The sequence below is a fragment of the Pseudonocardia alaniniphila genome, from assembly GCF_022524485.1.
Taxonomy (GTDB): domain Bacteria; phylum Actinomycetota; class Actinomycetes; order Mycobacteriales; family Pseudonocardiaceae; genus Pseudonocardia; species Pseudonocardia alaniniphila.
This window is the reverse complement of record NZ_JAKXMK010000003.1, coordinates 26,941-44,500: the sequence shown is the minus strand read 5'-3', so window position 1 is coordinate 44,500 and position 17,560 is coordinate 26,941. Positions and strand designations below refer to the sequence as shown.

General features: G+C 71.6%; 19 protein-coding genes. 9 read left to right on the top strand and 10 right to left on the bottom strand.

Annotated features, from left to right (window positions below):
- Nucleotides 1–51: 51 nt before the first annotated feature.
- Genes MMF94_RS03070 through MMF94_RS03055 form a run of 4 tightly spaced genes read left to right on the top strand, consistent with a single transcriptional unit; the run spans nt 52 to nt 4,241 of the window.
- The gene (locus MMF94_RS03070; protein WP_241034689.1) at nt 52–609 is read left to right on the top strand and encodes a hypothetical protein; all 558 of its coding nucleotides are present in this window, start codon (nt 52–54) and stop codon (nt 607–609) included.
- A 48-nt stretch (nt 610–657) separates the two neighbouring features.
- Nucleotides 658–2,259 (top strand): non-homologous end-joining DNA ligase LigD, encoded by a 1,602-nt coding sequence (locus MMF94_RS03065; RefSeq protein WP_241034688.1) that lies wholly within the window; start codon nt 658–660, stop codon nt 2,257–2,259.
- Nucleotides 2,260–2,284: 25 nt separating this feature from the next.
- Nucleotides 2,285–3,310 (top strand): ADP-ribosylglycohydrolase family protein, encoded by a 1,026-nt coding sequence (locus MMF94_RS03060; protein WP_241034687.1) that lies wholly within the window; start codon nt 2,285–2,287, stop codon nt 3,308–3,310.
- Nucleotides 3,294–4,241 carry a PfkB family carbohydrate kinase gene (locus MMF94_RS03055; RefSeq protein WP_277398636.1) on the top strand — a complete coding sequence of 316 codons (948 nt, stop codon included), beginning with the start codon at nt 3,294–3,296 and terminating at the stop codon, nt 4,239–4,241. The genes MMF94_RS03060 and MMF94_RS03055 overlap by 17 nt, the downstream gene beginning before the upstream one ends.
- A gap of 12 nt (nt 4,242–4,253) precedes the next feature.
- Here MMF94_RS03055 and MMF94_RS03050 read toward each other — a convergent pair whose 3' ends face one another.
- Nucleotides 4,254–4,871 carry an ATP-binding protein gene (locus MMF94_RS03050; RefSeq protein ID WP_241034686.1) on the bottom strand — a complete coding sequence of 206 codons (618 nt, stop codon included), beginning with the start codon at nt 4,869–4,871 and terminating at the stop codon, nt 4,254–4,256.
- A gap of 78 nt (nt 4,872–4,949) precedes the next feature.
- The gene (locus tag MMF94_RS03045; RefSeq protein WP_241034685.1) at nt 4,950–5,330 is read right to left on the bottom strand and encodes an STAS domain-containing protein; all 381 of its coding nucleotides are present in this window, start codon (nt 5,328–5,330) and stop codon (nt 4,950–4,952) included.
- 198 nt (nt 5,331–5,528) lie between these two features.
- Between MMF94_RS03045 and MMF94_RS03040 the strand changes: the two genes are divergently transcribed.
- Nucleotides 5,529–5,873, top strand: coding sequence for a helix-turn-helix domain-containing protein (locus MMF94_RS03040; protein ID WP_241035029.1), 345 nt, complete (start codon nt 5,529–5,531; stop codon nt 5,871–5,873).
- Between the two features lie 25 nt (nt 5,874–5,898).
- On the opposite strand, the gene MMF94_RS03035 is transcribed toward MMF94_RS03040, so the two are convergent.
- Entirely contained in the window at nt 5,899–6,405 is a 507-nt protein-coding gene (locus MMF94_RS03035) for a MarR family winged helix-turn-helix transcriptional regulator (protein ID WP_241034684.1), read from the bottom strand.
- A gap of 120 nt (nt 6,406–6,525) precedes the next feature.
- Here MMF94_RS03035 and MMF94_RS03030 point away from each other — a divergent pair, with 120 nt between their 5' ends.
- On the top strand, nt 6,526–7,569 hold the full coding sequence (locus MMF94_RS03030) for a cupin domain-containing protein (RefSeq protein WP_241034683.1): 1,044 nt from the start codon (nt 6,526–6,528) through the stop codon (nt 7,567–7,569).
- 7 nt (nt 7,570–7,576) lie between these two features.
- Here the strand turns inward: MMF94_RS03030 and MMF94_RS03025 are convergent, their stop codons facing one another.
- Nucleotides 7,577–8,407, bottom strand: coding sequence for an SDR family NAD(P)-dependent oxidoreductase (locus tag MMF94_RS03025; protein ID WP_241034682.1), 831 nt, complete (start codon nt 8,405–8,407; stop codon nt 7,577–7,579).
- 100 nt (nt 8,408–8,507) lie between these two features.
- Between MMF94_RS03025 and MMF94_RS03020 the strand changes: the two genes are divergently transcribed.
- Nucleotides 8,508–9,131, top strand: a complete 624-nt coding sequence (locus tag MMF94_RS03020; protein WP_241034681.1) for a TMEM175 family protein — start codon at nt 8,508–8,510, stop codon at nt 9,129–9,131.
- Here MMF94_RS03020 and MMF94_RS03015 read toward each other — a convergent pair.
- Together MMF94_RS03015 and MMF94_RS03010 are read right to left on the bottom strand one after the other, a co-directional pair.
- On the bottom strand, nt 9,101–9,934 hold the full coding sequence (locus MMF94_RS03015) for an SAM-dependent methyltransferase (protein WP_241034680.1): 834 nt from the start codon (nt 9,932–9,934) through the stop codon (nt 9,101–9,103). The genes MMF94_RS03020 and MMF94_RS03015 overlap by 31 nt on opposite strands.
- Nucleotides 9,935–10,054: 120 nt before the next feature.
- On the bottom strand, nt 10,055–10,324 hold the full coding sequence (locus MMF94_RS03010) for a hypothetical protein (protein ID WP_241034679.1): 270 nt from the start codon (nt 10,322–10,324) through the stop codon (nt 10,055–10,057).
- Nucleotides 10,325–10,499: 175 nt separating this feature from the next.
- On the opposite strand from MMF94_RS03010, the gene MMF94_RS03005 reads away from it, so the two are divergent.
- Complete coding sequence (locus tag MMF94_RS03005; RefSeq protein WP_241035028.1) at nt 10,500–11,810, top strand: NAD(P)/FAD-dependent oxidoreductase; 1,311 nt, start codon at nt 10,500–10,502, stop codon at nt 11,808–11,810.
- 129 nt (nt 11,811–11,939) lie between these two features.
- On the top strand, nt 11,940–12,335 hold the full coding sequence (locus tag MMF94_RS03000) for a nuclear transport factor 2 family protein (protein ID WP_241034678.1): 396 nt from the start codon (nt 11,940–11,942) through the stop codon (nt 12,333–12,335).
- A gap of 43 nt (nt 12,336–12,378) precedes the next feature.
- Here the strand turns inward: MMF94_RS03000 and MMF94_RS02995 are convergent, their stop codons facing one another.
- The 4 genes from MMF94_RS02995 to MMF94_RS02980 form a co-directional block, all read right to left on the bottom strand.
- Nucleotides 12,379–12,975 (bottom strand): COG4315 family predicted lipoprotein, encoded by a 597-nt coding sequence (locus MMF94_RS02995; protein WP_241034677.1) that lies wholly within the window; start codon nt 12,973–12,975, stop codon nt 12,379–12,381.
- Between the two features lie 27 nt (nt 12,976–13,002).
- Nucleotides 13,003–15,819: an ATP-binding protein gene (locus MMF94_RS02990; protein ID WP_241034676.1), complete on the bottom strand. Its 2,817-nt coding sequence runs from the start codon at nt 15,817–15,819 to the stop codon at nt 13,003–13,005.
- A gap of 197 nt (nt 15,820–16,016) precedes the next feature.
- Nucleotides 16,017–16,982: a hypothetical protein gene (locus MMF94_RS02985; RefSeq protein WP_241034675.1), complete on the bottom strand. Its 966-nt coding sequence runs from the start codon at nt 16,980–16,982 to the stop codon at nt 16,017–16,019.
- Nucleotides 16,983–17,026: 44 nt separating this feature from the next.
- Nucleotides 17,027–17,512 (bottom strand): hypothetical protein, encoded by a 486-nt coding sequence (locus MMF94_RS02980; protein WP_241034674.1) that lies wholly within the window; start codon nt 17,510–17,512, stop codon nt 17,027–17,029.
- Nucleotides 17,513–17,560: the final 48 nt, after the last annotated feature.

Below are 17,560 nucleotides of genomic sequence, written 5' to 3'. Positions count from 1 at the left end.
ATGGTTGAAAGCTCACGATCTCCCAGTGCCCAACGCCACACTGGAGATCACATGGCCGTCCCGCCGCCCCTGTCCCGTCCGGACCGCGAGAAGACACGACGGTTCCGTCGCGCCAGGCTCTACTTGATCGCTGCCGCTGCCGCCACCCTGTTCATGGCCACCGGTTGCGGCGGGGCCGCCGCTCCTCCCGCGCAGCCCCTGGCCGCGGCGCAGACCAGCACCACCGCGCCGGTCGCCACGCCCACCACCACGGCACCGCCGACCAGCACGACCCCCACCACGGTGGCGGCGGCGCCCGTCGTCCGGCAGCAGGTGTCGGTTCCGCAGCCCGCGGTCCAGCAACAGCCCCGGCCACTGGTCCAAGCCCCAGCGAAGCCCGAACCCAAGCCCGAGCCGAAGCCCGAACCCAAGCCGGTGGCGAAGCCGCAGCCCGCACCGGCGAGGAACGACTGCGATCCGAACTACAGCGGGTGCGTGCCGATCGCCAGCGACGTCGACTGCGAAGGAGGCTCCGGCAACGGCCCGGCGTACGCGAGCGGTCCCGTGCGTGTGACCGGCACCGACATCTACGACCTGGACAGCGACGACGACGGCACCGCCTGCGAGTGACCCGCTGCACGGCGAGTCGCGAACCGGCCGCGGTGGTACCCCCGCCGCATGTCCGACCAGCAGGAGCGGCTCGCGACCTACCGGGCCAAGCGTGACTTCACGGCCACGCCGGAGCCCGCCGGATCGGAGCCCGCGATCGGTTCGCGGAGGTTCGTGGTGCAGCGGCACCGAGCCCGCCGCCTGCACTACGACCTGCGCCTCGAGGTTGCCGGCGTGCTGGCGAGCTGGGCGGTGCCCAGGGGCCCGACGCTCGACCCGAAGGCCCGGCAGATGGCCGTGCACGTCGAGGACCACCCGGTCGACTACGTCGACTTCGAGGGTGTCATCCCGCGCGGCGAGTACGGCGGGGGCGACGTCATCGTGTGGGACCGGGGGACGTGGGAACCGTCCGGCACCGACGACCCCCTGCGGGCCGTCGCGGACGGTGAGCTGCACTTCGATCTGCACGGTGAGAAGCTGGCCGGACGCTTCGCGCTGGTCCGCCGCGGCGGGCCCGGTCGACCCGGCAAGGAACAGTGGATCCTCGTCCACAAGAACGACGACCACGCGCGGCCGGGGTGGGATCCCGAACAGCACCCGCTGTCGGTGAAGAGCGGCCGCACGAACGACGAGGTGGCGGCCGCCCCCGACACGCTCTGGCGCAGCGACCTGCCCCCGGCCGAGGCCGCCGTCCCACTGGAGCGCCGGGTGCCCCCGTCATGGGACCCACCCACGGAGGACGAGCTCGCCGCACTCGACGCGCTCGGGCGACAGGGCCGGTGGCAGGTGCAGGGCGTCGAGGTCCGGCTCACCAACCTGGACAAGGTGCTGTTCCCCGCCGACAAGGGGGAGAGCCCGGTGACGAAGCGCGACGTCATCCGCTACCACGCGCTGATCGCGCCGTACATGCTCCCGTACCTCTGCGACCGGCCCGTGAACCTGCACCGCTACCCCGAAGGGGTCGAGAAGCCGGGCTTCTGGCACAAGGAGGTGCCGGCCCACGCGCCGGAGTGGCTGACCCGATGGCGCAACACGGAGGCGGATCGGGGCGAGACGGAGTGCTACGCCGTGGTCGACAAGCCGGCGTCGCTCGTCTGGATGGCGAACTTCGCGGCGGTGGAGCTGAACCCCTGGACGTCCCGGCTGCCCGACGTGCACGAACCCACCTGGGCGATGATCGACATCGACCCCGGCGACCGCACGGACTTCGCGGACGTGGTCGTGCTCGCCCGCCTTTACCGCGCCGCGCTCGAGCATCTCGGGGTCACGGCCGCCCCGAAGGTCACCGGCAAGCGGGGGATCCAGATCTGGGTGCCCGTCGGGCTCGGCTACACCTTCGCGGACACCAGGGGATGGGTGGAGAAGCTGTCGCGGGCTGTCGGGCGGACCGTGCCCGACCTCGTGAGCTGGGAGTGGCACAAGGACCGGCGGGACGGCCTCGCGCGGCTCGACTACACGCAGAACGCCATCAACAAGACGCTGATCGCGCCGTTCAGCGCGCGACCCGCCCCCGCGGCTCCGGTCTCGGTGCCCATTCGGTGGGACGAGCTGGACGACCCCGGCCTGCGACCCGACCGCTGGACGATCCGGACCGTGATCGACCGGATGCGGCGTGAGGGCGACCCGTTGGCCCCGTTGATCGGACGGCCCCAGCGGTTGCCGGAGCTCTGAGCGCGGGCAGTAGCGTCGGGTGGTCATGAACGGGATCCGGGACCGCGCGATCGGCGCTCTGGCCGGCCTGGCACTCGGTGACGCGCTGGGGATGCCGACGCAGTCGATGTCCCGTGAGCGGATCGCCGAGCGCTACGGGCTGATCACCGGCCTCCGCGCCGCCGGCCCGGACCAGCCGATCGCGCCTGGCCTGCCCGCCGGGACGGTCACCGACGACACCGAGCAGGCCTTGCTGCTCGCCCACCTGCTCATCGACGGCGCGGGCGAGATCGACGCGGTCGCGTTCGCCTGCGCACTCAGCCGGTGGGAGGCCGACATGGTGCGGCGCGGCTCCGCCGATCTGCTCGGCCCGTCGACGAAACGGGCGATCCAGCGTCTCCACGACGGCGAGTCGCCCGACGAGACCGGCCGCGACGGCACCACCAACGGCGCCGCGATGCGGATCACGCCCGTCGGGATCGCCGTGCCGGTCACCGACCCGGCTGCCCTGGTGGACGCGGTGGTGGCAGCCAGCAGGGTCACCCACAACACGGGCATTGCGATCGCTGCTGCCGCCGCCGTGGCAGCAGCGGTCTCGGCCGGCGTCGCGGGAGCAGGTCTCGCCGACGCCCTGGACGCGGCCGAGGGGGCCGCTGCCGCCGGCGCGCGGCGGGGCCACTGGAGGGCGGGCGGCGATGTCGGCGCCCGGATCAGCTGGGTGCGCGGCTGGGTGCGAGGGATGGGCCGGGCGGCGCTCGCCGGCGCCGTCGCCGACGTGGTGGGCACCTCGGTCGCGGCGCAGGAGTCGGTGGTTGCGGCGTTCGCGCTGGTGGAAGCCCTGGGAACGGAACCGCTCGACGCACTCACGCTCGCGGCGGAACTCGGCGGTGACACCGACACGGTCGCCGCGATCTGCGGCGCCGTGCTGGGCGCGCACCACGGCGTGGCCGGTCTGCCCGCCGACCTGGTCGCCACGGTCTGCCGGGTGAACAGCCTCGACCTGGCGCCTGTGGCCGACGGCCTGCTGGAGCTGCGTCGCCGTGCGGGGGGCGACGGTGGCCGACGGTCCTGATCGGGGCGGCCCCGGCCGGCTCCTGCACACCGGCCAGGTCGTGCTGGACCTGGTGATGCGGGTGCCGGGGTTGCCGCCCGTCGGTGGTGACGTGGTCGCTTCCGCCGTGGACCTGCTTCCCGGCGGCGGGTTCAACGTGATGGCCGCCGCGGCTCGCGCGGGCGCACCCGTCGTCTACGTCGGCGGGCACGGCGCAGGCCGGTTCGGCGACATGGTCCGTGCCGCGCTGGCCGCCGAAGGCATCGTCGCCGCGCTGCCGGCGTCGGCCGATGGCGACACCGGCGTCTGCGTCGTGCTCGTCGACGACTCCGGCGAGCGGACGTTCGTCACCGGCAGCGGAATCGAGACGGAGGTCGATCCCGCAGCGCTCGCCGCTGTGCCCGTGACCAGCGCGGATCTCGTCTACGTGAGTGGGTACAGCTTGCTCGTGGAGGCGAAGGGCCGTGCTGTGCTGGATCGGCTCGATGTGGTCGACGGCGCGGGCGTGCTGGTCGACCCGGGGCCACTCGCGGGCCAGGTCGACGGCCCGGTCTGGGACAGGCTGCTCGCGCGCACCACGATGCTCAGCGCCAGCGCCCCCGAGGCGCGCACCCTCTCGGGTGCCGACGACCTGCGCACCGCCGCTCGGGTGCTCAAGCGCCGGCTCGCCGAGCCAGGAGTGGTCGTCGTGCGCGACGGAGCGGCCGGGTGCCTGCTCACTCGCGACGGCCACACCGAACACATCCCCGGATTTCCCGTCGTGGCCGTCGACACCACGGGAGCAGGCGACGCGCACTGCGGGGTGTTCGCCGCCGAACTGCTGCGCGGTGCGGACCTGCACACCGCCGCGGTGCGCGCCAACGCGGCCGCCGCGCTCGCGGTCACCCGCCGCGGGCCGGCGACCGCCCCCGGCCGTGCGGAGGTCGACGTGCTGCTGGCATCGACGCCGTGACGGTCGAGCTCGTCAGGGTGCAGGGGGAACGGGTGGGCAGCGCCAGGTGATCGCCCACGACCGCGCCTTGCCGCCGGGCGTGGCGACGATGGACCGCGGACGGCAGGTGGTGCTCCTGGGCGCTGGGGAGCTGCGTCCGACTCCCGCAGCCGGTGTGACCGGTGCACTGAGCATCGTGATCTCCGTGCCGTCCCGGCTGTGCACGCCCGGGAGGATCTCGACGTCCTCCATGCAGCTGCGCACCATCTGGAGGCCGCGCCCGCGATAGCCCGGGTCGGTCGGCGGCGAGCGCCATCGGCCCCGGTCCCGGACGACGATGCGGACCCGCCGGCGGCCCGCCTCGGCAAGGAGGGTCGCGGTCACGGCCACGTCGCCCGTGTATCCGGCCGGGTAGGCGTGGTCGATCACGTTCGCCACGGCCTCGTGCACGGAGAGGATGACGTCATCGACGGCGTCGGCGGGCCAGCCGTGACCCTCCAGCCACTTGCGAAATCGGGCGCGCACGACCGACGGCGTGGTCGGCTCGGCGAGCATGTGCATCGTGAGCGTGTCGACAACGGGTGCGGCAGCCCCCGCCCACCGGACCGTCCGGCCGGAGCGCGCACCGTCGTCTCCTGCGTAAACCGTCACCGACCAGGTTTTGCCGATCGCGGCGCCGTTTACACACGCGGGATGTCCGGGACGTCGATCGCTGCGCCACGCGGGGTCTCACCCGCCGCGGCTCCACACGGAGATCTGTGGGTCGAGCTCGGCGACGGCGAGGACCCGGGCGACGCGCGGGCTCGGCATGGCGAGGACGAGGCGGCCCCCGGCGCCGCACAGCTCGCGGTGGATGCTGTCGACCACGCGCAGCCCGTGCGCGTCGACGAAACGCAGAGCGGAGAGATCGATCACGACCAGCTCGGGCCGCTCGTCGCGCAGACAGGCGAGCGCATCGGTCACAAGATCGACAGTGGCGAGGTCGAGCTCACCGTCGAGCCGGACATCGACTCGCAGCCCGGTGTCGGTGCCCGTGGACACGAGATCGACGTGCAGAGGTGGCGCGCAGGCGCACCGGGTGGTCGGGGGCCTGTTGCCCAGCTCGGTCACGGGTGCTCCCTCCGCGGAGGTCTTCCTGTGCGACAGCCGGCCGTACAGGAAATGGCCGGCTGTGCGCTCAACCGAGGAATCGATCCTAAGTCGGCGACGAGCAGCGCCGCAACGGCGCCGACCAGCGCCGACGCTGCAATTTGTGGCGACGGATTGATAGGATCTGCACCACTGACTTCACATCTGCGGAGGGAAGCCATGGGGGTGGGCCGCCTCGACGACGAGGACTATCCCGCTGTCGCGATGGGTCAGGCCGCCGAACTGCTCGAGGTCCAGCCGGCCTTCCTGCGCAGCCTGGACGCGGCCGGCGTGCTGAAGCCGCAACGGTCGAGTGGCGGACACCGGCGCTATTCACGCCGCCAGCTGGTGCTGGCCGCGCGGATGCGGGCCCTGTTCGATGAGGGGTTCACCCTCGATGCCGCCGTCCGGGTCGTCGAATTACAGGACGATCTCGACACGGCCCGGGCACGGATCACCGAACTCGAGCACGAGGTCGCCCGGATGACGAAGCAATTCGACGACAGAACGCCCACCACCGACTGATCGCCCCGCGCCCCGACCGGCGGGCTTATCTCGGGCGACTCGCGGAGGGTGGGCATCGGTCGAACGGTTCGTCGTGGCTGTCGACCACGAGGTTGAGCAGTCGGACGAGCTCCTTGCGTTCCTGGCTGTCGAGGGCGTGGGTCAGTTGCTCGCTCACCCGGGCGGCAGAGGGAAGCGCAGCGCGTCGCGCTTCGCGGCCTGCGGGGGTCAGGCGCAGCAGGTTGCGGCGGGCGTCGGCAGCGTCCGGGAAGCGGGCGAGCAACCGCCTCGCTGTGAGCCTCCGCACGATCTCCGCGGTGGTCGAACGGTCCATTCCGCCGAGTTCGCCGAGCATCCGCTGATCGATTCCGGGTTTGTCGGCGAGGATGTTCAGCACGGCGAACTGCACCGAGGTGAGCTCTGGGGGCGCTTCCCGCGCCCAGATCTCCCGATGCACCTGCTGCAGCCTGCGTAGGAGGTGGCCGGGGGCGGTCCGTAGCTCGAACGCGTCCTCGTCCACATCAGGGGGCTGGTGGTCGGCCCGTGAGGACATACCGCGAGTCTAGAGGCCGTGCGGTGGATCGGCCGGTCCTTGCGCCGCGCTATGCCCCGACCTAGAGTTCGAATAGATGCTCAGTGTACTGAGCAACACTTATCGGTAAAGGAGCTGAAGTTGACCGTCGAATCATCGGAAGCCGCATATCGGACGCTCGACGAACTTGCGGCCGCACCGTTGTGGAGGCACTACGGGTCGCTCTTCTCGCCCGAACCGCGCAGCGTCGCCGTGCCGCATCGGTGGGACTATGCCGCCCTGCGCCCGTTGATGTTGCACTTCACCCGCACGCTCTCGCTCGACGAGGCAGAGCGACGGGTGCTGATGCTGGTCAATCCCGGCATGCAGGATCCGCCCGCCACTGTGAACAGCCTGTTCGCCGGGATTCAGATCATCCTTCCCGGCGAGACGGCGCAGGCGCACCGGCACACTGCCAACGCTTTCCGCTTCATCATCGAGGGTGCCTCGGCATACACCACGGTCGACGGTGAACGACTGCACATGAATCCGGGTGATCTGTTGCTGACCCCCGGCTGGCACTGGCACGACCACCGGCACGAGGGAAACGACCCGATGATGTGGCTGGATGGTCTCGACTTCCCGCTCACGAACGCTTTCGAAGCAGGATTCTTCGAGCTGTTCGGGGACCGTGTGCAGAAGTCGCTCGTGCCTGACGACCTGTCGAGCCGCCGGTTCATCCACGGCAGGCTCAACCCGGCCTGGGAGCAGCCCGAGCGGTTGTCCTCGCCGGTGGGCAACTACCCGTGGCGCGAGACCGAGCGGGCCTTCGCGGCCATCGCCGACGACGCCGAGGGCAGCGAGTCGGAAGGGATCGTGCTGGAGTACACGAACCCGTGGACCGGAGGCTCGGTACTGCCGACCATGGACTGCCGGATCAGCCGGTTGCGCCCGCATTTCCACGGGCAGCCCCGCCGCACCACCGCGAGCGCCGTCCTGCACGTCGTGCAGGGCCATGGGTATGTCGAGATCGGCGAGGAGCGCTTCGACTTCGGCCCCAAGGACGTGCTCGCGCTGCCCGGCTGGCAGCCCTACCGGCTGGTCAACCCGACCGCGGAGGACACGTTCGTCTTCTCCTACAGCAACCGGCCGGCCTTGCAGGCGCTCGGGATGTGGCGCGACGACCAGCCGGCCGCCGGAGCCTGACGCGCAGTCAGGCGGCGCCGTTGAGCGAGGGTGACCGGGTGAGCGACTGGGTGTCGTGCTGTGTGCCGGCCTTCGGGCGGCGTCCCTGCGTGCGCCCGCGGCCTGCGAGCTTCGCGGCAGCACGCAGCGAGCGGCGCGGCATCTCCAGCGTGCCGACCACGGTGCGGTAGATCCAGCCGGGCGTGCAGAGCGTTCGGCCCCGCTCGAGGTCGCGCAGGCACTGCTCCACCACCGCGGCGGGCTCCAGCCACAGCGGCGAGGGCGAGTCCGGGGCCTTGTGCTTGCCGGTGAGCATCCGCCCCGGGCACAGGGCGATCATGCCGACACCGCTGCCCGCGAGTGACGCTGCCATCGTGTCGGTGAACGCGAGCACCCACGCCTTGGTCGAGGCGTAGGAGCTGCCCGGCGAGGGGAGGTAGCCGGCGAAGCTCGCGACGTTGATCACCGATCCGCTGCCGCGCGCGATCATGCCCGGGAGCGCGGAATGGGTCAGCGACATGACCGCAGTGATGTTCGTGTCGATCTGGGTCTGCAGGTCGCGGAGCTCGCTGTTCACGAACTCGTCGCTGACCTCGAAGCCGGCGTTGTTCACCAGCATGTCGACGGGCCGGTCCGCATCGGAGAGCCGGAGCTCGACCGAGGCTCTGGCGTCGGGGTCGGCGAGGTCCGCGACGAGGACCTCGGCCACCGCGCCGTGTCCGCGGACCGTCGCCGCGGTGCGCTCCAGCCCGTCGCGGTCGCGGGCGACGAGGACGAGGTCGATGCCGCGTCGGGCGAGCCGGTCGGCGAAGACGGCTCCGAGACCCCGGCTGGCGCCTGTCACAAGTGCGGTGGGCATGGAACGAACGCTAGGGAGGCGCCCCTGTGGTGACGCTGAGAAGCGCCCAGGAAGCTGAAGGTGAGCTGAGAGTGACGGCTGGTGCTTTACGTTTGTCCGCGTGAGCGCGCTGAAACCGTTGGACCGACTTGTCACCTTCACCGATGCGGTGGTCGCGATCGCGATCACGCTGCTGGTGCTGCCACTGGTCGATGCCGTCGGAGAGTCGGTCGCTGCGCGGGTGCCTCCGGTCGAGGTGATCACCGAGCACCAGCCGCAGATCTACAGCTTCCTGCTCAGCTTCGCGGTCATCGCGCGCCTCTGGATCGTGCACCGGCGCATGTTCGAGAAGGTGGTGGCCGACTCCACGCCGCTGCTGTTCTGGAGCATGGCGTGGCTGCTCACGATCGTCGTGCTGCCCTTCCCGACCGAGATGATCGGCGGATACGGCGACGAGTGGTTCACGGCCGTCTTCTACGTCGGGACGATCCTCGCGAGCAGCGTCTGCCTGACCGTGCTGGCGTTCATGATCCATGGGCCGGTCGGCGCATCAGGTGCGGTGACCACCACCGCGATCCTCGTGGTGGCGTTCGTGCTGACGGCCCTGGTCCCGGGGGCGTCCTACTTCGCGCTGCTGCTGCTCGTGTTCAGCTCGTTGCTGAACAGGGTGGTCGAACCTCTGCTCGGCCGGGTGGAGGAGCGCCGCACCGCGCGTCAGGGTTTGCGGCCGACCCCGCCGACGTAGAGGGTCTCCACCGGATGGTCCTTGGCTGTGTCCTCGTCCGGCCGCCATTTGTTGGCGTACACCAGGCCCGGTGGCACCAACTCGAGCCCGTCGAAGTAGCCGCGGTTCTCCTCCCACGTGCGGAAGCGCCCGGATCCGAGACCGTCCAGGAACCCGCGCTCCAGGTCTCTGGCTCGTGGCTCCTCGCCGAGGAAGTTGCATATCGCCAGGTAGCTGCCCGGGCTGAGCCGCTCCCTGATCTCGGTTGCGATGCCGGCGGGGTCGTCCTCGTCGGAGAGGTGGTGCAGGATGCCCGCGATGAGCACGCCGAACGGCTGGCTCGTGTCGATGAGCTTGTGGGTCTCCGGGTCGTCGAAGATCGCCTCGGGCGTGCGGAGGTCGGAAGTGATCACCGTGGTGGTGCTGTCGTCGAGCATCGCCCTGGCGTGCGCCAGCACCATCGGGTCGTTGTCGACGTAGACCACGCGCACCGAGGGGTCGATCTCGTGCGCCACCTGGTGCACATTGCCTGCGGTCGGCAGCCCGGAGCCGATGTCGATGATCTGCCGGATGCCGGCCTCGGCAACCATGAAGCGCACGCTGCGGCGCATGAAGTGGCGGTTGTCCTTGGCGAGCTGCCCCGCCTCCGGCACCACGTTGAGGAAGCTGTGGGCGGCCTTGCGGTCGATCTCGAAGTGGTCGCGCCCGCCGAGCACGTAGTCGTAGACGCGGGCGATCGACGGCCTCCGGAAGTTCAGGTCGCGGCGCGCACCGCTACGCGCGCCCTGGCCGTCCGGCCCGGACCCGGAGTGACCACCCGACACGGATCCTCCTTCGCGGGGCCGGTCACCAGCGGCCGAGTCCCGTCCGATGCTTGCGCCGAAGAGACTAGCGTGATCAGCGGCACAAGCCGCAAGCCCACCTTTCGGTGGGTGACATCGCATTCAGCACGCCGTGAAGTGATCCATCCCAACGGACGGAACTTCCCAGGTCAGCTCGAAATGGACCGCGTCGCCACCATTCGCCGGGAAGCCCACCTGGTGGGGCTGACCCATGGGCAGGTCGGCGATGGAGGTGGTCAGGGCGCGGGCCGCTGCGGCGTCCGGATCACCGTGGGCGGCCACCCAGTCGCCGACGATCTGCCGGTAGAACTCGACGGCATCGGTCCACTGCGGAAACCGGTGCTCCTCGTCTATTCCGCTGACCAGCCACATGTCGTATCCCCCGTGCGTCGTGTGTGTCGATTCCACCACGGGTAGCCCCCGATGTGCAGGCAGACTTCGGTAGGGGGTCATCCGAGCCGCGGGACGGTACGAGGAGGCGCAGGTGCGCGAAACGCAGACGGGGCGCGCGGAACAGCCGGACGGGTCCGACGGACGCACGCCTCATGTGACGCCTAAGCGCGTGGTGATCGTCGGCGCAGGCTTCGCGGGGTACGAGGCCGCGCGCTCGCTCACGAAGGCGCTCCCGCCGGACTCCGGCGTGGAGATCGTGCTGGTGAATCCGATGGACTACTTCCTGTACCTGCCGCTGCTGCCCGAGGTGGCCGCGGCGGTGATCGATCCGCGGCGGATCACGGTGTCGCTCCCGGCGACGCTGCCCGGGGTGCGCCTCGTTCTGGGCGAGGTGCGTTCGGTGTCGCTCGACGAGCGGACCGTCCACTACACAGATCCCGAGGGTGGCGCGCACGGCCTCGGCTACGACCGGCTGATCCTCGCCGCGGGGAGCGTGAACAAGCTGCTGCCGATCCCGGGGGTCGCCGAGCACGCCCACGGCTTCCGCAACGTGGCCGAAGCGCTCTACCTGCGCGACCACATCATCCGGCAGATCGAGCTCGCCGACGCCACCGACGACCCCGATGAGCGCACCGCCCGGTGCACCTTCGTCGTGGTGGGAGCCGGCTACACCGGCACCGAGGTGGCGGCGCAGGGCCCCCTGTTCACCGACAGGATCGTCGAGCGCCACCCACACCTGCGCCATCAGAAGGTGCGCTGGCTGCTGCTCGACCTCGCGCCGAAGGTGCTCCCCGAGCTGGACCCACGCCTGTCCCGGGCGGCGGACCGGGTGCTGCGGCATCGGGGTGTCGAGGTGGGGACGGGCGTCTCCGTCCGGGAGGCGACCTGCGAGGGCGTGCACCTCACCACCGGCGAGTTCGTCCCGACGCGGACCCTCGTCTGGTGTGTCGGGGTCCGTCCCGACCCACTGGTCGAGGAAACCGGCCTGCGCACCGTCAAGGGCCGGCTCGTGGTGGACCCGACGCTGGTGGTGCCCGGTCACCCCGACGTCTTCGCCTGTGGTGATGCCGCCGCGGTTCCCGACCTGACCAGGCGCGGCGAGGTGACGGCGATGACCGCCCAGCATGCGACCCGCCAGGGCAAGCTCGCGGGGCGAAACGTGGCCGCGTCGCTCGGCCACGGGCGGATGCGCCGCTACAAGCACCACGACCTCGGTTTCGTGGTCGACCTCGGTGGCACGCAGGCGGCGGCCAACCCGCTGCGCATTCCGCTCTCCGGGCTGCCGGCAAAGGCCGTGACCCGCGGCTACCACCTTCTCAGCATGCCGGGCAACCGGCTGCGCACCGCGGTCGACTGGATCCTCGACGTCGCCGCGGGCCGCCAGACCGTGCAGCTCGGGCTCGTGCGCTCGGCCGCCGTACCACTGGATACCGAGCTTCCCCGGCAGGGGACACGCACCGGATGATCCTCCGATTTCGCCCCGGCTCACCATTGCGTCGACGAGTGACCTCCCATCAACACGTGATGTGGTGTATGCGGCGTAGGCCTGACCATGGTTCGAAGATGAGGTGCCACCCCCCCTTGGAGGCAGCTGATGACCATGACCGCGTCACCCCAGGTCGATCTCGGCACGGCGTTCTTCTGGGCGTTGCGCACGAAGAACTGGGCGCTGCTCCGCGAGATCATGAGTCCTGACGCCACGTGGAGCCTGCCGGGCCACAACGCCATCTCGGGCACCGCGGCCGGAATCGACGACGTCATCGCGCGCGCACAGCTGATCGGCACGTACCGGATGACCTCGACGCTCGAGCGCGTGCTCGTGAGCCGCGACAACATCGCGCTCGGGTTGCACGCCACGGCCCGCCGCGGCGACCGTGTGCTCGACGAGCACATCGCCACGGTCTGCACCGTGCGGGCGGGCAGGATCGTGCAGGTGGAGACCTACCTCGACGACCTGGAGGGGATGGACCGCTTCTTCACCGACTGCTGAGTCACCCGTGAGCGGCCGTCCGGAGGGGGGACCGGTCGGTCGGTCAGTACGGGATACCGACGAGCGAGGTGGTCACCGGGCCTGCCGCCGCCGGAGAGCTCTGCACGGGCGTGCCGGTGGCGGACACGGCCGACCACACGTTTCCGTCGACGACTTTGCCCTGCCCGTTGGTCTGGCCGGGCGCGACGTCACCGGCGAACGTGTAGACGGGATGACCGGCGATCGTGAGCTGCTGCCCGCCCTCGGGGCGGGCAGCGCTGCCGAGCGCGCCCATCACCCCGGGCATGGACGCGGGTAAGGGGGAGGGCGCCGGGACGAACCGCCAGCTCTGCGCGCAGTTCCCGGTGCAGGCCGATTTGTTCTCCGTGTCGCCCGCGTACTCGTAGAGCGTGCGGCCCTCTCCGTCCACGAGAACCGTGCCCAGGTTGGTGGTGGGTTGCGGCCCGACCAGCGCGCCGTCGGCCTCCGGCAGGGGCATCGCCTTCACGTGCGGCGGAGACTGCGCCAGCGCTGCGGGCGACGTGGCGTCCTCGGTGCTGCAGGCCGTTGCCAGGAGCGCGGTCGCCGTGAGGGCAGCGGCACCTGCGCCCGCCCACCATCTGCTGCGCCGGAAGCTGCCGGCCTCACGGCCTCCGGTCATCGGATGCACCTCCTGGCGCCCATCAGGTCAAGGAACGACGTTCGACTGCGCACGGGTCAACGCGATGCGGGCCAGCTCGAGCCGCGACGTGACGCCGAGCTTGGTGAACGCGTGCTTGAGATGGGTGCTCACCGTGTGCGGCGAGACGTAGAGCCGCTCGGCGGCGGCCCTGTTGGTCGCCCCGCGGGCGATGAGCCGCACGACCTCCAGCTCGCTCGGTGTCAGCGCCTGCCAGCCCTGGCCCGTGCAGGGCCGCGTGCTGCGCCGCCGGTACACGCCCAGCTCGCGCAACGCGGACCGGACGCGTGCCGCGTCACGTTGCGCGCCCGCTTCGTCCGCGATGCGCATCGCCGTCTCGAGCAACCGGACGGCCTCCGCGCGGTCGTGACGGGTCGCTGCGTTGCCGGCGTCCTCCAGAGCGGCCGCACGGGCCAGCGGCCGCCCCGCCGCCTCGTACAGCGAGGCCGCCCTGGCCAACTCCTCGTGGTCCCGCAGGAGCAACCCGCGGGCGTGCGCGTCGATGGCGCAGAACAGTGGCATGTCCGGGTTCGCCTCGGACCGGCGTTCCGCGGCGGCGGCCGCCCGTTCGGCGAAGTCGTGCTGCCCGGCCTGGAGCGCGACCCGCACGAACCAGGGCACCTCGGCGACGTCGAGCGGGTGGCAGCGCCATGGTCCGGCGTCGCTGTAGCGGGCGGACCCGTCGGTCAGGCTCGCGATCGCCCGGCCCGGATCGCCGTCGGATGCGGCGACGAGGGCGGCGAGCCAGGCTCCTGCGTTGCGCACGGACGTCGACTTGCTCGCCTGCATGACGTGGGCGTTGCGTTCCGCGGTGGCGAGTGCCTCCTCGTCGCCGGTGAGCACTGCCACCCGGCCCAGAGCGCAGATCGCGGTCACTGCGGCGAAGTCACCGTGGCCGATCTCGTCGACCATGGCGAGCGCCTCCTCGGCGGCGGCGCGTGCCTCGGCCGGTCGGCCGGCTTCGAGCAGCAGCCGTGAGCGGGTGGCGCTCCAGAGGCGTGTCTCCGCCAGGCCGGCCCCCACACCGGCCTGACGCTGCTGTGTCTCCGTGACGGCCAGTGCGTCGTCGAGCCGGCCCACGCCGGCCAGTGCCATCGCCCGCCAGATCTCCGGGTCGCACAGGCGGTGTGCAACCTCCACCCGCTTGCTCAGGTCGACCGCGGCGTCGGCGCCGGCCAGTGCCGTGCGCCAGTCGCCCCGATGGAGATCGACGATGGATCCGACGCACACGGTGACCGCCTCGGCCCGCGTGTTGTCGCACGCCCGCGCCGCGGACATCGCCGGCGCGATGAACTCACCCGCAGCCTCCGGGTCCCCGTCGAGCGCCGTTGCGAGGGCGAGCACGGCGAGGAGGTCGGCCCGCAGCGACGGCGACAAGTTGCGCAGCTCGAGAGCCGTGCGGCAGTGCCGCACCGCGTCGACGAAGGCGAACTGCAGGCCGACCAGCGCCCCGCCCAGGCGGACCCGGGCTTCGGCCTCCGGACCCAGCGGGACCTCGAGGGACTGCTCGGCGAGCGCGGCGGCAGGACCCGCGCGCCCGGCGGCGAGCAGCAGCTGGATGGTCTCGGTGACGAGGTCGGCCCAGTCGGCTGCCCTCGGCGAGGTGAGCTCCAGGGCACGCACGCTCAGGTCGGCCGCGGCCGCGGGGTCGGACGGCGCCACCATCAGCGCGGCCTCCCGCAGCAGCGAGACCGCCTCGGCGTCGCCGGGCAGCGCCACGGCGGCGAGGAGGGTGGCCGCTTCGGGCAGTGGCCGTCCTGCCCGCAGGTCGGCGTCCACCACCTGCCGGCGTAGCCCGCGGACCAGGTCGGCAGGCAGGTTCGCCACGATCGCCTCGCGCACGAGATCGTGACGGAAGGTGAAGTGGTCGGCGTGCGCGACGATCAGGTCCTCGGCGATGGCCGAACGCAGTGGCTCGAGCAGCGCCGACGCGGGCTCGTCGAGCAGGGCCTCGAGCTGACGGACGGTGAAGCGCGGCCCGACCACCGCCGCGATCTGCACGGTCCGGCGCACCCGGTCGGGCAGCCGCTCCACCGTGCGGGCCACGAGGTCGCGGAACCGCTCCGGCAGCCCCCCGAGCGAGTCGTGGCCGTCCCCTGTCGGACCGGCCGTGTGCTCGGCGACCCCGCGCAGGAGTTCGACGAGCAGCAACGGCCGGTCCGCCGCACGTTCGGCCAGGCGTCTCACCGACTCGTCGACGTCGTCCCCCAGAACGTCGTGAGTGATGGCCTCGACCGACGAGGTTTCGAGCGGCTTCAAGGTGATGGTGTGCGCTCCGGCGGCTGCGAGCTGGTCGAGCGTGGTGCGCAGGGCATCGGTCATCACCCCGTCGCGCACCGCGACCATCCAGACCAACGGGCGCTGCGCGAGCCGGCGGGGCAGGCTGCGCATCGCCAGCAGGGTGGCGGCATCGGCCCATTGCAGGTCGTCGAAGGTCAGGAGCAGCGGCACCTGCAGGGATGCCTGCTCCAGCTGCTGGCGCATCGTCTGCAGGAGCAGAAAACGATGATCGGCGCTGGTGAAAAGGGCCGCCGGCAGCGCATCGGGTTCCAGGACGGGGTCCGGACCGTTCAGCAGCGCTTCCATGATCGGGGCGAGCGGCACCGCCCGTGAGTGCGGGTCGGCCGCCCCGGACAGGGACCGGATTCCCATGGCGTCCGCCATCCGGCGGGCCTCGGCGAGGAGACGGGAGCGGCCGGCGCCTGCTGCACCGCGAACGACGAGTATCGAACCGCCTTCGCTGCGCACCGCCTCGAGGCTCTCACGGACGTCGGCCAGCTCCGCGGCCCGCCCGCGGAGGGGAACCTCGCCGTGACTCGCAACCATGGTCTTCTCCGATCACATGCGCATCGCAGACGCCGCGATGTCCGCCTGGGGACCCCGATGCGCAGGCACCGATGGCGCGCAAACGTCCCGTTGCACCACATCGTCTGACGGTGAGACGAGTGTGGGCATCGGTCAGATGACTCTCTCCGCCCCGCTCACTGTGTGACGTGGAGCGCGCTGCGGGGAGAGGACGTGGCTCAGCCTGCGAACGCCTCCGGATGTTTCTGCGCACGCCTGTGCACCGTCCTGACGGTGCGCAGGATGCGCTCGCGAGGGGACCGGACGAGCGGCTGCTCGCCGGTGAGCGCGTCGACGACAGCGACGGCTACGGCTGAGGTGAGCGCGGGCGTGCAGCCCCGCCGGACGTCGACGCCGCCGGGCGCCGCGAGTTCGAGGAGGTGGCCCGGCGCGTCCAGCAACTCGGCGTGTACCCCGAGCAGGCGTCCCAGGTGCTGCCAGATCCGGCGCAGCTCGGCAGGGACGGGCGCTGCCGCGGCACGCGACTCGGTGAGGAGTGCGCGGGCGCGTGCGGTGGCGGCGAGCCAGCAGCGCAGGAGGTCGACCTGGGTGATGGGTGTCCCGGGCAGCACCGGGTCGGCGTGGGCCGCGAGCCCGTGCAGCTGGGCGTGGCGGAGAACGGCGGCCCGTAGGCGCAGCCGCAGGGTGGCCCGATGGCCGGGGCCACCGGTGAGCAGGCTGCCCGGTTCGAGCGCGCTCACCGCCCAGTGCACGGTGTCTGCCACACGCCGGTGCGCGACGGGACGCAGTCGCCCGTCGCGGACCAGCCGGCTCGTCGACCAGGGGCTGTCGGACGCCGCCCCGACATGGGCGACGGAGCTGGCCCCGTGCACGATCCGGACCAACTCCGGGTCGGCGCGGTGGTGGACGAGCGCGCCGCGGCCGAGCAGGTCCTCGACCCCTGCGGCCTGCACGTCGTGCCACAGGTCGGCCTGCGCATGCGTCAGCGTCCCGGCCGTGTCGCCTGCCGCCAGCAACCCGGCGAGGGACCGGCGGGCGGTTCGCCCACGGTCGTGCAGCTCGGCGGCGACGGTGTCGGCAAGCGGATCGCCCAGGGCGCAGGTCCGGGCGATCCGCTCGGATCGGGCGTTGTCCGCGCCGGTCAACGAGGTGGGGCGGCCGCGCCCTGCCGTCGTTCCGGTCATCTCGCTCTCCGATCCGCCGGCGGTGCGGCCGGCGTCACCTGTGGTCAGGCCATCCAGGGGGTCGTCGGGATGCGGTAGGACCGGGAGCCGGGAAGCATCCCGGCCGGCACCCGGTAGAGCGCCGCTCCGAGATACTGGGCGACCTCGTCCATGGTCTTGTCGAGGCCGGCGCAGCTCGCGACGAGCAGCACGGGCTGGCCGGGCTGGATGAGGCGGGCGAACGCGGCGAGCCCGGGACCGGTGTCGGGCAGTGTCATCGGCGGTCCCGCCGTGGCGCCGTCGCTCCCGAAGGGCACGAGGTCACGCAGCGGCCGGCTGAGCGCATCGATGACCCGGGTCAGCACTTCCTGGCGCGCGCCCGTCGCTCTTCGATCCTCGACACGGATCTCCCCGTCCGCGGAGCGGGCGACAACCGCGACGTGGCGCATCTCGGGCAGTCGGCGGGCTCGCCTCAGTACCGAGGCGGCGCGACGAGCGTCGTGGAAGACGAAGAGGAGCACGTCAAGGCTGTGGTGGCACATCGGGATCACCGTTCGTAGCTTGATGAGGCGAACGAGAGCAGAGTCCAGGCTGCCCGG

Excerpts from the sequence above, each read along its gene's own strand:
- MMF94_RS03070 (WP_241034689.1), top strand. The coding sequence starts at position 52 with ATGGCCGTCCCGCCGCCCCTGTCCCGTCCGGACCGCGAGAAGACACGA.
- MMF94_RS02995 (WP_241034677.1), bottom strand. The coding sequence starts at position 12,975 with ATGACCGGAGGCCGTGAGGCCGGCAGCTTCCGGCGCAGCAGATGGTGG.
- MMF94_RS03040 (WP_241035029.1), top strand. The coding sequence starts at position 5,529 with ATGGGGGTGGGCCGCCTCGACGACGAGGACTATCCCGCTGTCGCGATG.
- MMF94_RS03035 (WP_241034684.1), bottom strand. The coding sequence starts at position 6,405 with ATGTCCTCACGGGCCGACCACCAGCCCCCTGATGTGGACGAGGACGCG.
- MMF94_RS03065 (WP_241034688.1), top strand. The coding sequence starts at position 658 with ATGTCCGACCAGCAGGAGCGGCTCGCGACCTACCGGGCCAAGCGTGAC.
- MMF94_RS03000 (WP_241034678.1), top strand. The coding sequence starts at position 11,940 with ATGACCATGACCGCGTCACCCCAGGTCGATCTCGGCACGGCGTTCTTC.
- MMF94_RS03060 (WP_241034687.1), top strand. The coding sequence starts at position 2,285 with ATGAACGGGATCCGGGACCGCGCGATCGGCGCTCTGGCCGGCCTGGCA.
- MMF94_RS03010 (WP_241034679.1), bottom strand. The coding sequence starts at position 10,324 with ATGTGGCTGGTCAGCGGAATAGACGAGGAGCACCGGTTTCCGCAGTGG.
- MMF94_RS03025 (WP_241034682.1), bottom strand. The coding sequence starts at position 8,407 with ATGCCCACCGCACTTGTGACAGGCGCCAGCCGGGGTCTCGGAGCCGTC.
- MMF94_RS02990 (WP_241034676.1), bottom strand. The coding sequence starts at position 15,819 with ATGGTTGCGAGTCACGGCGAGGTTCCCCTCCGCGGGCGGGCCGCGGAG.
- MMF94_RS02985 (WP_241034675.1), bottom strand. The coding sequence starts at position 16,982 with ATGACCGGAACGACGGCAGGGCGCGGCCGCCCCACCTCGTTGACCGGC.